A 14496-nucleotide genomic window follows, 5' to 3' on the forward strand; every position below is an offset into this window, starting at 1 on the left:
AAAAACATCAACTTTTAATCATAAATAGTGGCAAATACAGTAGAATTAATCAAAGCTCCGATTTCTGACGAAATGAAACTTTTTGAACAGAAGTTTTATGAATCAATGAAAAGTAATGTAGCGCTTCTGGATAAGGTCACGCGTTTTATTGTCACTACAAAAGGGAAACAGATGCGCCCGATGTTTGTGTTTCTCTGTGCCAAGCTGGTGGGAAATGTGAATGAAAAGACCTTCCGTGGCGCAAGTATGATAGAGCTGATCCATACGGCAACTTTGGTTCACGATGATGTTGTGGATGAGAGTTTTAAACGCAGGAATTTCTTTTCTATCAATGCCCTTTGGAAGAATAAGATCGCAGTTTTGGTCGGTGATTACCTGCTTTCTAAATCGGTTCTGCTTTCTACAGATAACAAGGATTTTGATTTGCTTTCGGTGATTGCAAGAACTATCCGGGAAATGTCTGAAGGTGAACTGCTGCAATTGGAAAAAGCCAGAAAACTGGATATCACCGAAGATGTTTATTACGAAATCATCCGTCAGAAAACGGCAACGTTGATTGCAGCGTGCTGTGAAGTTGGTGTTCTTTCTAACAATGTTGATGAAGCAACGGCGAAAAAAATGCAGGAATTCGGGACTTATACGGGAATGGCTTTCCAGATCAAGGATGACCTTTTTGATTATCAGACGAGCAATATCATTGGAAAACCTGTTGGAATTGACATTAAGGAACAGAAGATGACTCTGCCTTTGATCTATACTTTGAAGAATGCAAGTCCTGAGAATCACAAAAAATATTTCGCAACGATAAAGCGTTATAACAACGATTCTAAAAAAGTGCGCGAGTTGGTAGAATTTGTGAAATCTTCCGGCGGAATGGATTATGCCATCCAGACAATGAAAGATTACCAGCAAAAAGCGCTTGATATTTTGGCAGAATTTCCTGATAACGAAGCCAAAGAATCTTTGAAACTGATGCTGGATTATGTGATTAACAGGAAATTATAAAATAATTTTAATAGATATTTAACCCTTTCAAAGCTCAAACTCTGAAAGGGTTTTTTAATTTAATTCCGTAATTTTGAATTATGAACAATTCGCCACTTGCCGAAATTCTCCGTCCAAAAACCCTGGATGCCGTTTTGGGACAAGAACATCTCACCGGTAAAACCGGGACTATCAAAAGAATGCTGGAGAATGACACCATCAATTCTCTGATTTTCTGGGGACCACCCGGAACCGGGAAAACGACTTTAGCAGAAATCATATCGGAAAGTTCGGGAAGAAAATTCTACAAATTATCCGCCGTTTCTGCAGGCGTAAAAGATGTTCGGGATATCATCGACGAAGCTAAAAAACAGAATCTCTTTTCCGGGAAAAGCCCGATTTTGTTTATTGATGAGATTCACAGGTTTAACAAATCTCAACAAGATTCTTTGCTTCACGCCGTAGAGAAAGGCTGGATTATTCTGATTGGTGCAACGACTGAAAACCCAAGTTTTGAAGTAGTTTCCGCCTTGCTGTCCCGTTCTCAGGTTTATGTTCTGAAAGCACTGACTTTTGAAAAGCTGGAAGAACTGACGGATATTGCTTTTTCAAAATATAATGAAATCAATAATACCAAATTTTCGCTTGAAGAAAAACAGGCTTTCATTCAATATTCCGGCGGAGATGCCAGGAAACTCATTAATGCTATCGAACTGGTTTTGAACCAATTCAAATCCGCTAAAAAAAATAAAATCTCCAACAAAGATGTTCTCTCTGTTTTGCAGGAGAATATGGCTTTGTATGATAAAAATGGTGAGCAGCATTACGACATTATTTCTGCTTTCATCAAATCAATGCGAGGTTCTGATCCGAATGGTGCTGTTTATTGGCTTGCCAGGATGCTAGTCGGTGGTGAAGACATCAAATTCATTGCCCGGAGAATGATGATTCTCGCAGCAGAAGACATCGGACTTGCAAATCCTAACGCCCTTGTTATGGCAAATAACTGTTTCCAGGCCATCAATGTTATCGGAAATCCAGAAGCCAGAATTATCCTCAGTGAAACCGCAGTCTATCTCGCCGTTTCACCAAAAAGCAATTCAACTTACAATGCAATAAACGAAGCAATGGCTTTTGTAAAAAAAACCGGCGATCTGCCAGTACCTTTACATCTCAGAAATGCACCAACCAAGCTGATGAAAAACCTGGATTATGGCAAAGATTATCAATATGCGCATTCTTATGAAGGCAACTTTGTGGATCTGGAATTCCTACCAGATAAGATCAAAGGAACGGCATTTTATCAGCCCGCCAATAATTCTACTGAGAAAAAAATCCGTGAGCAGCTAAAAGATAAATGGGGAGACAAATATGATTCTTAATTAAAAATTATTATGTTAATTTGCAGAACATAAAACAAACTATGAATCAAGCAATTAACAGAATCAAAACCATTGATATTATCCGTAGCATCGCATTGTTGGGAATATTGATTTTTAATATCCAGACCTATGCCCTTTTTACATTTCTTACCCCTGAGCAAGTTTATAAATTAGGATTGGACAGTCCTGAAATTTATGCTCCTTTACAATTCCTTTTGCACATATTCGTCAATGGTCAGTTTTACACGATATATAGTTTCCTATTTGGATTGGGATTCTATTTGTTATATCAAAAAAATATTCGGCAAGGTCTAGATGCCGGGAAAATATTCAAACGTCGTCTCTGGATTCTATTGCTAATCGGGCTTGTTCACGGTTTGGTATTTTGGTTTGGCGACATTTTGCACAAATATGGCATATTTGGATTCACATTACTTTATTTCAACAAAAAATCTGTCCGAAGTATTGTCAAATGGATTATAGGATTGATGACTTTCTCTTTCCTATTACAAATTTTAATTTCCTTTATAAATCCAGCAGCTCCCAAGACTTTGGAGATAAACCCTATCATTATGGAAGTTGTCCAGACTTGGCAACACGGTTCCATTGGGGCGGTTTTCAGTCTACAAAAACTAGGTGTTGCAATGCTTTGGGTAATGAATGTTGAAAATGGATTGTCATCAAACATCCATTATTTGTGTATGTTTCTGTTGGGATTGATTGCTGGAAAAATGGATGTTTTCAATAGAATTCCTGAATTTAAAAACAAACTACTGAAATCAGCCCTTATCATTTTCCCAATCCTGATTTTAATTAAAGCCATTACCAATTTTGATATTCTTGGCATAAAAGTTATGACCGAAATACCTTTCCAATTTCGTGAATTGATTTTTAAATTGATGATTTTTATAACCACACCTTTTATTACAATTTGTTATCTTATTTTTTTCTCAGTACTTTTTAGCAATACAAAATCAGCTGTTTTCGATTGGATTGGCAATACTGGAAAATTAGGATTAACCAATTATTTGATGCAAACTCTTTTGTGTATGATTCTTTTTTACGGATATGCTTTTGGATTATCTGGCAAAACAACACTTTTAGAAACAACATTTTATGCAATTTTAATATACATTTTCCAAGTAATATACAGCAATATCTGGTTAAAATATTTTAAAACAGGGCCGGTAGAAAATCTTTGGCGGTTACTCTCAAAAAGCAAGTAGATATCAATAGTTATTATTAAAGTTAAATATTCCTAAAAAATTCTTTTCTATCGGTGTTTTCGGTTTGTTTTAATATATTTGCGATTCACAGATAAATATGGAACATTTCGAAAGCTGGAAAGACTTATTAAACCCCGAATTTTACATCAAGCTTGGTGGTTTTTGGCTGATATTATTTATTATTTTTGCAGAAACCGGACTATTTGTTGGCTTCTTTTTGCCTGGTGACAGTTTACTGTTCATTTCCGGAATATATGCTGTGGAAATCATCGATACAACTTTCGGATCAACAGGCTCCGATTTTCTGGATACAACCATCCTTGCAACTGCTGTCGCCATTGCAGCCATCATCGGAAACGAAGTCGGATACTGGTTTGGTTACAAAAGCGGACCATTGTTGTACGAAAGAAAGGACACCTTCCTTTTCAAAAAAAAGTACCTTTTCAAAGCCCATGATTTTTTCGAAGAACATGGTGCTGTTGCAGTGATCCTTTCAAGATTCTTACCAATTGTTAGAACCTTCTCCCCGATTGTCGCAGGAATTGTAAAAATGAGCAAACCGAAATTCTTTTTCTACAACGTTGTAGGGGCCATTCTATGGTCATTTACAATGATTTTTGCAGGACACTATCTGGATAAATTATTCATGGATCAGTTCGGCATCGATCTCAAGAAAAAACTGGAAATCATAATCCTGATCATAGTTCTGGTAACAACTTTGCCTATTATTATCAAATTCTTTTTTACAAAAGACAAAGAAAGACCAACGCAGGAATAATTTTTGATAAGAATATCATGACAACTACAGACCGGAAATATTTTCCGGTTTTTGCATTTTAAAACATCAGGATTTGGGCAGCTTTATCCGTCCTCCGTTCCCGCTTTTTTCTTTTAATAAAAAGAAAAAGAGCTACACTCAGGCCGGGCTGCAGATTCGGTATCAGCATTCCCGCTGAGTAATTTTTGATTTAAAATTATAAATATAAAATCTAAACAAAATGAAAGTATTCCTCAACAAAAAAATTCCGCAAATCGGAATCGATATTCTGAAATCCAATCAGCTGGACATCATTGTGCCGGAAAATGAAAGCCCCACCCAAGAAGAGTGGCTGGAGAACTGCAAAAAAGCAGATATCATCCTGAATGTCGGGAAAAACAAATTCGACAAAAACTTCTTCGATACCTGTTCCAACATAAAAGCAATCTCATTATTTTCAGTCGGGTTTGACCAAGTTGATATTACAGAAGCGAACAGACGGAAAATCCCTGTTGGGAATACACCCGATGTTCTGAGCAGAGCCACCTCAGACATCGCATTTTTATTGATGCAGATGGTTTCAAGAAAAGCAAGTTATAACATAGACAAGGTAAAATCGGGAAACTGGAAAGGTTTCGACGCATTGGAGGAACTTGGGCAGGAACTGTATGGAAAAACGTTAGGAATATTAGGTTTGGGAAGAATCGGTTTCGAAATGGCAGAAAAATGTAAAAAGGCGTTCGGGATGAAGATCATCTATCATAACAGAAGTCATAATGAGCAGGCTGAAAAAGACCTTGGCGCTACATATGTTTCTTTTGATGAACTGATACAAAAATCGGATATCATTAGCATTCATGCCAATTATACGCCGGATCAAGCCGGTATTTTTGACAGGGAAACCTTTGGAAAAATGAAACCGAATTTGATTTTCATCAATACAGCAAGAGGTGGTTTTCAAAATGAAGAAGATCTGCTTGAGGCTTTGAAATCCGGTAAAATCTGGGGAGCTGGTTTGGATGTCACAAATCCCGAACCGATGGAGCAGAACAATCCATTGCTTCAGTTACCGAACGTCTGCGTTCTGCCTCACATCGGTTCCGCAACTGCCGAAGCCAGAAACGGAATGTCAAAAATAGCGGCAGAAAACATTGTTGCTTTTTCAAAGAATCAGCCCATGCCTAATTGCGTGAATCCTGAAATTTATCAATAATTGTCTTTGTAGAATCTTAAGTAAAAAGCAGAAGATTCTTTATAAAAAAAAGCGGTAAAAATTACCGCTTTATTATTTATTTCTTTTTGTTTCTAGCTTCCTGCGCTTTCTGTTGTTCCTGCGCTTTCTCCATCATCTCTCTCATTCTCTTTTGGAAACTTCCTTCTTTCTTAGGTTCTTTCTGCTTGTTAGCCTGTATCTGTGCATGGATCTTCTTCTCATCCAGGATGAAATATTTAATCACAAGGATAATCACAATGTTGATCGCATTCGATACGAAATAGTACCAGGAAAGACCAGATGCAGAGCTATTCAGGAAGAAAAGGAAAGTAACTGGGAAGATATACATCAGCACTTTCATATTTGGCATCCCTTCCTGCTGAGGCTGCTGGATGTTCCCTGAAGTCATGATGGTATAAATCAGAATCACAATCGTACAAGCCAAAGCAAATATGCTAAGGTGGTTTCCTAACAATGGAATATTGGTTCCCCAGCTGATGACATCATCATAAGCAGTCAGATCCGGAACAAACCAGAAGCTTTTACCTCTGAGGTCGATCATGTTCGGGAAGAAACGGAATAAGGCATAGAATAGCGGAATCTGAACCAGAGCCGGCAAACAACCCGCCATCTGATTAACACCGGCTTTCCGATAGACCGCCATGGTTTCCTGCTGTTTTTTCATCGGATCCGCATCCTTGAACTTGGCATTCACCTCATCAATCTCGGGACGAATTACTTTCATCATAGCACTGAGCTTGTGCTGCTTGAACATCACCGGCGACAGAATCAGCTTTACGATAATCGTCATCCAGAAGATCGCCCATCCAGCAGCAATGCCCCAACCGGAAATCAGGCTGTACATCGGCATAAACACATGGCGGTTCAGCGAGCCAATGAATGACCAGCCTAGTGGAAGAATCTCATCAAAGTTTTTGTCATAAGACTTCAGCAGGTCCATATCCAAAGGCATAAAATACCATGTGAAATCCTGATTCAGTTCATTGCCGGCCAAAGTAACCTGACCATCATAATTGAACTTCTTCAAAAACTCGCCTTCCGGAATCGCTTCCTGATTTCCTTTTGATTTGGTGAAACCATTCTTAGCTTCGATTACTGCTGAAAAGAATTGCTGCTTGACACCAATCCAGTTCAGGGTTTCTTCCGGCTCATCCATATCAGAACGGGCGTCGTAATCGTAATCTTTATAATTGTTGAACGCATAAGCAAACTCGGTATGGGTCTCTTCCTGCGAGCGTCCTTTTTCTGCGCCTCTTACATTGTAATTCCAAACAAAATTGGCTTTTCCGTCATTCACCATACTGGCCAAGCCCTGCGTTTTCACCTGGAAATCAACTGTATATTTTGCTTTCAGGGTATAGATGAACTGGATCACCGCATTTCCTATTTTGGAATTAAGAGTGACCATGTTTCCTGCAACCTGTGGCGTAAAGACCAGGTCTTTTGTATTGAAAACTTTCCCTGACTTATCCGTAAACTGGAATCCGTAGTTGGAATTGTTATTATTAAAAAGATATAATGGCTTTCCGCCAAACGCCTGGAATTTATTAAGTTTAACAGAGCTCAGCTGGCCGCCAACGCTCGAGAATTCCAAAGCCAGCTCATCATTCTGAAGGTTAACTTTCTGAACTGATGTTGGTGTTACCTCAGCAGCATTCAGGTTAGCAGTCACAGGCTTTGCTTTGGTAGTCTGTTCTGTTTTTTTGGCTTGTGCGGCCAGTTGTTCCTGTTCGGCTTTGGCGTTTCTGTTTTGGAAATAAAACATAAAACCGATAAGAATCATAGAAAAAACCGCAAAGCTAATAAGCTGGCTTTTGTCTAATCCGTTATTCTGTTGCATCTATAGAATATTTAAAGTTTGAGATCCGGAGTTCAGATCTGTTTATTTGGTCTGCAAAAATAGGATTTATTTTTCAGATTCCGTTATAAAGACGAATGGCTCAGAGAAATACTTTGAGCCATTCTTTCAGTTTATTTTTTATTTTTAACCGCAGCATTAATAAACGCTTTGAACAAAGGGTGCGGTGTGGCAACCGTACTTTTGTATTCCGGATGATACTGGACTCCGATGTAGAACGGATGGTCTTTCAGTTCCAGGGTCTCAACCAAATCCGTTTCGGGATTCAGTCCTGTCGGCATCAGGCCTTTATCTTCGAAGTCTTTTTTATAATCACTGTTGAACTCATATCTGTGACGGTGACGTTCGGATATGGTTTTGGCACCATAAACTTCTGCCAGTCTGGAACCTGTTTTCAGAACACACTTCCAGGCACCAAGACGCATTGTCCCGCCTTTGTCTACAACATTTTTCTGTTCTTCCATCAGGGAAATCACCGGATCCGGTGTAGAAGTATCAAACTCCATGCTGTTGGCTTTGGCTAAACCGAGGACATTTCTTGCGAATTCAATAGTCATAATCTGCATTCCCAAACAGATGCCCAATAACGGCATCTTATTCTCTCTTGCATATTTCGCCGCCTGTATTTTCCCTTCGATGCCTCTGTCACCAAAGCCTGGTGCCACCAATACACCATCTACGCCCTGCAACAATTTTTCTGCACCTTTTTCTTCGATATCACCACTGTAAACCCATCTTACCCTGACTTCGGTTTCCATATCAGAACCTGCGTGGATAAAGGCTTCTGCAATCGATTTATAAGAATCCTGAAGCGATACATATTTCCCAACCAAAGCAATTTCCACACTGCGTTTCGGGTTTTTATATTTTTTCAGGAATGACTTCCAGTCTTTTAAGTTAATCTCTTTCCCTGCCGGTAAGTTCAGTTCTTTGAGAACTACCTCATCAAAATGCTGCTTCTGCAGGTACAGAGGCACTTCGTAGATCGTTTCCATATCGATACATTCGATCACGTTTTCCAGTCCTACATTACAGAACTGCGCCAGTTTGGAACGAAGCTCTTTGGGAATGGTGTGTTCTGTTCTGCAAACCAGGACATCTGCCTGGATACCGCTTTCCATCAACTGACGTACAGAGTGCTGGGATGGCTTTGTTTTCAGTTCTCCGCTGGATGACAGATAAGGCAGCAATGTCAAATGGATGACCATGGAATTGTTCTTTCCCAGCTCCCACTGCAGCTGGCGGACACTTTCTATATAAGGCAAAGATTCTATATCGCCGACTGTACCGCCGATCTCTGTGATGATGATATCATAATCTTTTTTGGAAAGGATTTTTATTCTGCGTTTGATTTCGTTGGTAATGTGCGGAATCACCTGCACTGTTTTCCCAAGAAAATCGCCTTTGCGCTCTTTTTCGATAACAGTCTGGTAGATCCTTCCTGTTGTAACGTTATTGTTCTGAGATGTCGGAGAGTCCAGGAATCTTTCGTAGTGTCCGAGGTCCAGGTCTGTTTCTGCACCGTCTTCCGTCACATAACATTCACCGTGTTCATAGGGGTTTAGCGTTCCGGGGTCGATGTTGATATAAGGGTCCAGTTTCTGGATGGTAACTTTGAAACCTCTCGATTTCAGCAGAAGCCCCAAAGAAGCGGAGACTATTCCTTTACCCAGTGAAGAAGTAACACCTCCTGTTACGAAGATATACTTCGTGTCTTTCTTACTCATTAGATTAGGTTTGTGCAAAGTTAAAGCATCTCGGCCTAAAAAACAATTTTCGGGGAACAATTAGGGTTTTGTTAACGCATAGCCTGGCGGTTCATCCGTTCTATTTCTGATGCCGGTATCAAGGCTTACTAATTATTAGTAACGAGCCTTACTAACTGTTAGTAACGGGGCTTACTAATGTTAGTACGGGGACATCCTAAATTCCAGTACAGCGTATCGCTATTATAAAGCATCACCGGAACAGCGAATTGCCCGCAGCCCGACCTGAGTGGAGCTCATCCGTCAGCGGCGGATAGCGGGAACGGAGGGCGGAAATAGCTGCCCAAATTACTGATGAAGAAAACCCGCACCAATGCTGATGCGGGTTTTGCTCCTAATTATGATGAAATGATTTATTTCTTTATGACCTTAAACGTTGTTGTTTTACTATCCCTGGTTGTTGCTTTCACTACATAAGTTCCTGTGACTAATGTTGACAAATCCAAGCGCACTCTGGATTCGCCAGAACCTGCAAAGTTTCTGACCAGCTTCCCTTCGATGTTATAAACCGACACGTTGGTTACATTTTTATCACTTACCAGATTCAGGATATCCTTCACCGGGTTTGGATAGTAGCTGATGGATTTTGAGCCGATGTCATTCACGCCCAGCGATTCTTTGACATCCAGGGTATAATCTTCTGCCTGTCCGTACTGGTAGACGGAATTGTCGCAAGGAGTGGTCACCGAGGCATCCCAGCTAAGCATCACTCTCATTCTTGCTTTACCTACAGTGGCGGTAGAAGGAACTGTGATGTTTCCTGTGATCTGTGCACCATCCATTCCGTCGGAAGTTACTGCCCCAACCTCATATATTTCGCCTGCATCTGTGAATACGCCATTTTGATTCCAGTCTATAAAAACTGTTGCATAGTCATAGCCACCGTTGGTATTAGCTTCTATTGCAATCGGATATTGGCTGCCCTGATAGACTTCGCCTACTTTGTCCAGAAAATATTCATTGGCACTATTAGTATAAGCCTCTGAAACATTATCAATCCCCGCAAACTGAACTTTGGTAATTGCGTCTACACCATATTGTGGCGTTGTAGAACAATAAACATCATTCACCTTCACCTGGAAAGAGCAGACATAAACGATTTTACCGTCTGCATCTACCAGGTTGTGGACCACATTGGTCACGCCAATCGGGAACTGGGCACCAGATTCGTAACCAGATACCAAAACGGTCTGCAATCCTGTGGAAGATGATGTACCACAAGTGACCGGTAATGAGTAAGTCACAACTGCTGATGTCTGGGATGCGCTTTCAATAGTAGTTTCGATATTGTCCGGGCAAGTTATTGAACAGTCATTGCCACTTAATAAAAGATTATTTAAGTTAACTGCCCAGCCTGCTGCGAAGAATGGCGGAATAGAATTATCAAATCCGGCGATGTAGTTTCCGTCGGGCGAAATGCCCATGGCAGTTCCCAGTTTCCCATCGAAAGTAGTTATGGTCACGTTTTGGCTCGTCAGGAGATCCTTCAGTAAGACAGGATTGGAACTTAATGAAGGATGATAGATGATCACCTCTCTGTTACCTGCATCTCCTGCGTAGCCAACAGCCACACCTGTTTCCGAGATGGATGTGAATGTCGCCGAATCGAATCCTGCAGGGATATTGAACGCTTTGTAAACATTGGTATTGATATCATATAAAAATGGCTTTCCATCCTTCTCTCCCACTACCTGGCCAGCATCATTGATATCAGCCGCCTCGCCATATCCCAAATCTCCGATGTAATGCACAACGCCATCCGGTGTATAATAAACCGGAATCCAATAAGTACTTCCGTTGATAGAATATTTGTTGACAAAGCCTGCAACTATGCCAGAACTGTTGACACCCTCGCCTCTTCCGTACTCAAAAGAGCCGTCTCCGTCCAGTTTTTTGATGGTTCCCGCTTCTGTATTATAGATGTAGGCGTAGCTGTTTTCAACACTCGTGGATATTTGCCCTGTTACATATTTACTGTTTCCGGAGATGGCATTGGCAGAACTAAACCAGCTGTTGCCTGGCACATCACCCGTGAAATAGCCAATTGCCGTCCATGTTCCGTTTTTCTTATATGCCGCCTGTCCCAGTTCTTCACCTTCGGAACTTGTGTAAGCCATCAGTCCGGCTACGTCGCCAGCATTATTGATTCGGTTGGTGTTTTGTTCGCCTTCTGTTGGTGTTGTAACACCGGTTGCAAAATCAAAGTAGGCGCCGGAATGAATGGCCATTCCATTGTCATTGATGTCGTATAGACGTGAGCCCATTCCTTCAATCACCTTCAGCTCTATTTGCTGGGCATGGATTTCCGACAATGTGATAATCCCTAATAAAAGCAAGTAAACTTTTTTCATAATAATTTAAATAATATTGATAGTTATTCTTCTCTTAACCATTAAAGTCTTTGTCCTAAAAACTTCTTTACAATTTTATGTCTTAATAAGCTCAATTCCTAAAGTTTGGCTTTTCTAATTCGTGAATTTCTAAAGCACAGAAATCACAAACAACTTAATATCAATTAATTAAAAACATTGCCTTATGATTGATTAATCCTCAAAGAATTGTTAAAAATCGTACAATTCACAAATAAAAAAACTATTTTTGTAGTATGTTCAGGGTATTTTTTTTGTGTTTGGTGGTCTTTTCTGGCGTCATTATGACATCAGCTCAAAGCAATCCAGAAACTTTGCAACTTCTTGACAAAGCCTATAAAAGTCTTTATGAAAATCCTGATAATGCTTTCCAGATCCTACAGAATATCGATGAAAATAAGGAGTCAGAACTCATCAGACAACGGGTTCAGATCATTCTTTCCAGAGCGTATAACTTCAAAGGCGATTATGCAAAATCCATCGACCAATCCATCAAGAATCTGAATGACAAAAGAAAAGATAACAATTCCTTATATGCCGATTATGCCTTTGCCCAACAATATCAATCGCTCAGACTTTATAAGCAATCGATAAGGATCTCGCAGAATCTTGTCGATAAAGCTGCTAAAATAAGGTCTCTGCGTTATCCGGAAAATCTTTTGGCGTACATCTATCAACTGAATGCTTCGAATCTGATGGTCCAGAAACGGTGGAAAGAAGCCGAAGAAAACCTTAAGCAAAGCCAATCCCAATTAAAAAACACGGACGAGGATTTTATCATTTCGATAGAAAATCAGATTTACCAGACGTTTATTCACATTTCTCAAAATCAAATTGATAAGGCTGAGGATTTGGTGAAAGACATTCAGCAGAAGCTGGAGAAAACGCCACAATATGTTTTTCTTACAGCTTTCAATCTGGATAATTCAGGAAGGATTAATTTCCTGAAAAAAGATTATATCCAATCTACTGAAAACCTGAATCAGGCTTTGGAATTAATTGAAGATAAGCCTTATAATGCTTTGAGATACAGAATCTATGATGATCTTTCCAAGAACTATCTGGCGATGAAAAATGAAGAATTGTATCAGAAATATTACTCCATATATAAGGAGCAAACGGATAAACTCGACCAGAATAAAAAAGAAGCCATCAGGAATCTGATTCGCCTGAATGACCAGTATGAAAATAAGCGTATTGAAGATTCTGACAAAGATTTTTCACGGACGATTTGGTTGGTTTCCTTGGTTTGTCTGATTGTAGTTATAACCATCAGCATCATCAGCATCAACGAAAAAAGAAGAACAAAATCCATTCAAAAAAGAATCGATTTCTACACCAAACAGCAGGAATATATCAGGAAAATCGAGGAAAGTAAAACGGTCATTGAACCGAAAACAGAAAAACCGGATTCTGACATTTCTAAAAAACCATTGGTGATTTCTAAGGAAAAAGAAGCGGATATTTTAGCCCGGCTCGAGGAATTTGAGAAGTCCGAAAACTTCCTGAATCGCGATATGTCGCTCGCCGTTCTCGCGGGACAACTGGATACCAATACCAAATATCTATCCGAAATCATCAACAAATACAAAGAAAAAAATTACAACAATTACATCAACGAACTCAGAATCAATTATATCGCTTACCTTTTGAAAACTGACCCAGCCTATCTTAATTATAAAGTGAGTTATCTGGCGCAGAAAGCTGGTTTTTCTTCTCACAGCACATTCACAACGGTTTTCAAATCTGTAACCGGGATTTCTCCTAACACATACATTCAGCAATTGACTCAGAACAAATGAAACGCTTCATCATCATATTAATCTTATTCATATTTACCGGAATTTATAAATCCCAGTACAATGAACAAGTGTACAAAAAAGCATTTTCTTACGTGTATGAAAACCCAGACAACGCATTGAAGCTGGTTCATCAAATGCTTAAAAATGAAAAGAATATCGACAATCAGATTAAGCTTTATCAGTTACTTTCCAGAGTTTATATGTCGAAAAGGGATTTTGATAAATCTTTGGATTGCGTCCTGAAAATGAAAGAACTCAGCAAATCGATTTCAAATCCGGAACAAAAAATAAAAATACTGAATTCTATTGCGTTGCAATACCAAAATATGGGATTGTACAGCAAAACAATAGAATCTCTGGACGAATATTATAAACTTTGTCAGACTTTGCCCGATGGAAAATTCAAGACCTTATATACAGGAATGAATTCCGCTGTACGAGGTTTGGTGTATAAAAACCAAGATAATAACGAGTTGGCTCTGGAAAAATTCTTCATTGCATTACGCTACATCAAACAAGTCGGCAATTATGAAAACTCTATCGCCAACACAAGCGTGATACTTTACAACGTCGGTTACAGCTATTTCTATCTCAAAAAATACAATGAAGCTGAGAAATATTTCAGACAATCTGCCGAGGTTGCCCAATCGGCGCATGCGGAAAGTCTGGAAGCTTTTGCCTATAAAGGTTTGTCCGAGAATTACACCGTTTTGGGAAAACATCAGGAAGCGATAGAACTTTTGAAAAAATCGGTCAATCTGTCCAAAAAAGTCGGCGATTTGGTCCTGAGCGAAGGTATTTACAAAGGTTTTTCTGACAATTATCTCGCACTTCAAGATTGGAACAATTATGAAGTGTACAACAGACTGTATATCGAAACCAAATTTGCCAGGGAACAGAGCGAACTTGCCTCTCTCAATAAAAGCATAGATGCACTGAATCTGGAAAACAATCAGAAAATCGAGGAACAGAAAAGCAGGCTGAACATCATTTTATTTATCATCATTGCTATTTCTTCAGCAGTTTTTATTGGTTTTCTGATTAATTTTATAAGCCACAAAAAGCGCAACCAATTATTAATAGAAAAACTTAATCAAATCAATAAAATCACGACATAA

10 protein-coding genes are annotated in these 14496 nt (G+C 39.4%); 7 read left to right on the plus strand and 3 right to left on the minus strand.

Going from position 1 to position 14496, the window contains the following annotated elements:
* The first annotated feature begins 27 nt into the window (after positions 1-27).
* The 5 genes from BUA97_RS03430 (at position 28) to BUA97_RS03450 (ending at position 5562) form a co-directional block, all read left to right on the plus strand.
* Positions 28-1005, plus strand: coding sequence for a polyprenyl synthetase family protein (locus BUA97_RS03430; protein ID WP_072996448.1), 978 nt, complete (start codon positions 28-30; stop codon positions 1003-1005).
* Positions 1006-1082: 77 nt separating this feature from the next.
* The gene (locus BUA97_RS03435; protein WP_139258215.1) at positions 1083-2366 is read left to right on the plus strand and encodes a replication-associated recombination protein A; all 1284 of its coding nucleotides are present in this window, start codon (positions 1083-1085) and stop codon (positions 2364-2366) included.
* A 41-nt stretch (positions 2367-2407) separates the two neighbouring features.
* Positions 2408-3592 (plus strand): DUF418 domain-containing protein, encoded by a 1185-nt coding sequence (locus tag BUA97_RS03440; RefSeq protein ID WP_072996450.1) that lies wholly within the window; start codon positions 2408-2410, stop codon positions 3590-3592.
* A gap of 97 nt (positions 3593-3689) precedes the next feature.
* A complete protein-coding gene (locus tag BUA97_RS03445; RefSeq protein WP_072996451.1) occupies positions 3690-4370 on the plus strand; it encodes a DedA family protein in 681 nt (226 codons plus the stop codon).
* A gap of 220 nt (positions 4371-4590) precedes the next feature.
* A complete protein-coding gene (locus BUA97_RS03450; protein ID WP_072996452.1) occupies positions 4591-5562 on the plus strand; it encodes a 2-hydroxyacid dehydrogenase in 972 nt (323 codons plus the stop codon).
* Between the two features lie 76 nt (positions 5563-5638).
* On the opposite strand, the gene yidC is transcribed toward BUA97_RS03450, so the two are convergent.
* The 3 genes from yidC to BUA97_RS03465 all read right to left on the minus strand — a co-directional run bounded on the left by yidC (position 5639) and on the right by BUA97_RS03465 (position 11558).
* Positions 5639-7423, minus strand: a complete 1785-nt coding sequence (gene yidC / locus BUA97_RS03455; protein WP_072996453.1) for a membrane protein insertase YidC — start codon at positions 7421-7423, stop codon at positions 5639-5641.
* Positions 7424-7554: 131 nt separating this feature from the next.
* Positions 7555-9168 carry a CTP synthase gene (locus BUA97_RS03460; protein ID WP_072996454.1) on the minus strand — a complete coding sequence of 538 codons (1614 nt, stop codon included), beginning with the start codon at positions 9166-9168 and terminating at the stop codon, positions 7555-7557.
* 392 nt (positions 9169-9560) lie between these two features.
* Entirely contained in the window at positions 9561-11558 is a 1998-nt protein-coding gene (locus BUA97_RS03465; protein WP_072996455.1) for a GEVED domain-containing protein, read from the minus strand.
* A gap of 254 nt (positions 11559-11812) precedes the next feature.
* Here BUA97_RS03465 and BUA97_RS03470 point away from each other — a divergent pair, with 254 nt between their 5' ends.
* Positions 11813-13378, plus strand: coding sequence for a helix-turn-helix transcriptional regulator (locus BUA97_RS03470; protein ID WP_072996456.1), 1566 nt, complete (start codon positions 11813-11815; stop codon positions 13376-13378).
* Entirely contained in the window at positions 13375-14496 is a 1122-nt protein-coding gene (locus BUA97_RS03475; RefSeq protein WP_072996457.1) for a tetratricopeptide repeat protein, read from the plus strand. Before BUA97_RS03470 ends, BUA97_RS03475 begins: the two co-directional genes overlap by 4 nt.

The organism is Epilithonimonas mollis (assembly GCF_900142325.1).
GTDB lineage: Bacteria > Bacteroidota > Bacteroidia > Flavobacteriales > Weeksellaceae > Epilithonimonas > Epilithonimonas mollis.

Excerpts from the sequence above, each read along its gene's own strand:
- yidC (WP_072996453.1), bottom strand. The coding sequence starts at position 7,423 with ATGCAACAGAATAACGGATTAGACAAAAGCCAGCTTATTAGCTTTGCG.
- BUA97_RS03440 (WP_072996450.1), top strand. The coding sequence starts at position 2,408 with ATGAATCAAGCAATTAACAGAATCAAAACCATTGATATTATCCGTAGC.
- BUA97_RS03475 (WP_072996457.1), top strand. The coding sequence starts at position 13,375 with ATGAAACGCTTCATCATCATATTAATCTTATTCATATTTACCGGAATT.
- BUA97_RS03470 (WP_072996456.1), top strand. The coding sequence starts at position 11,813 with ATGTTCAGGGTATTTTTTTTGTGTTTGGTGGTCTTTTCTGGCGTCATT.
- BUA97_RS03445 (WP_072996451.1), top strand. The coding sequence starts at position 3,690 with ATGGAACATTTCGAAAGCTGGAAAGACTTATTAAACCCCGAATTTTAC.
- BUA97_RS03465 (WP_072996455.1), bottom strand. The coding sequence starts at position 11,558 with ATGAAAAAAGTTTACTTGCTTTTATTAGGGATTATCACATTGTCGGAA.
- BUA97_RS03450 (WP_072996452.1), top strand. The coding sequence starts at position 4,591 with ATGAAAGTATTCCTCAACAAAAAAATTCCGCAAATCGGAATCGATATT.
- BUA97_RS03460 (WP_072996454.1), bottom strand. The coding sequence starts at position 9,168 with ATGAGTAAGAAAGACACGAAGTATATCTTCGTAACAGGAGGTGTTACT.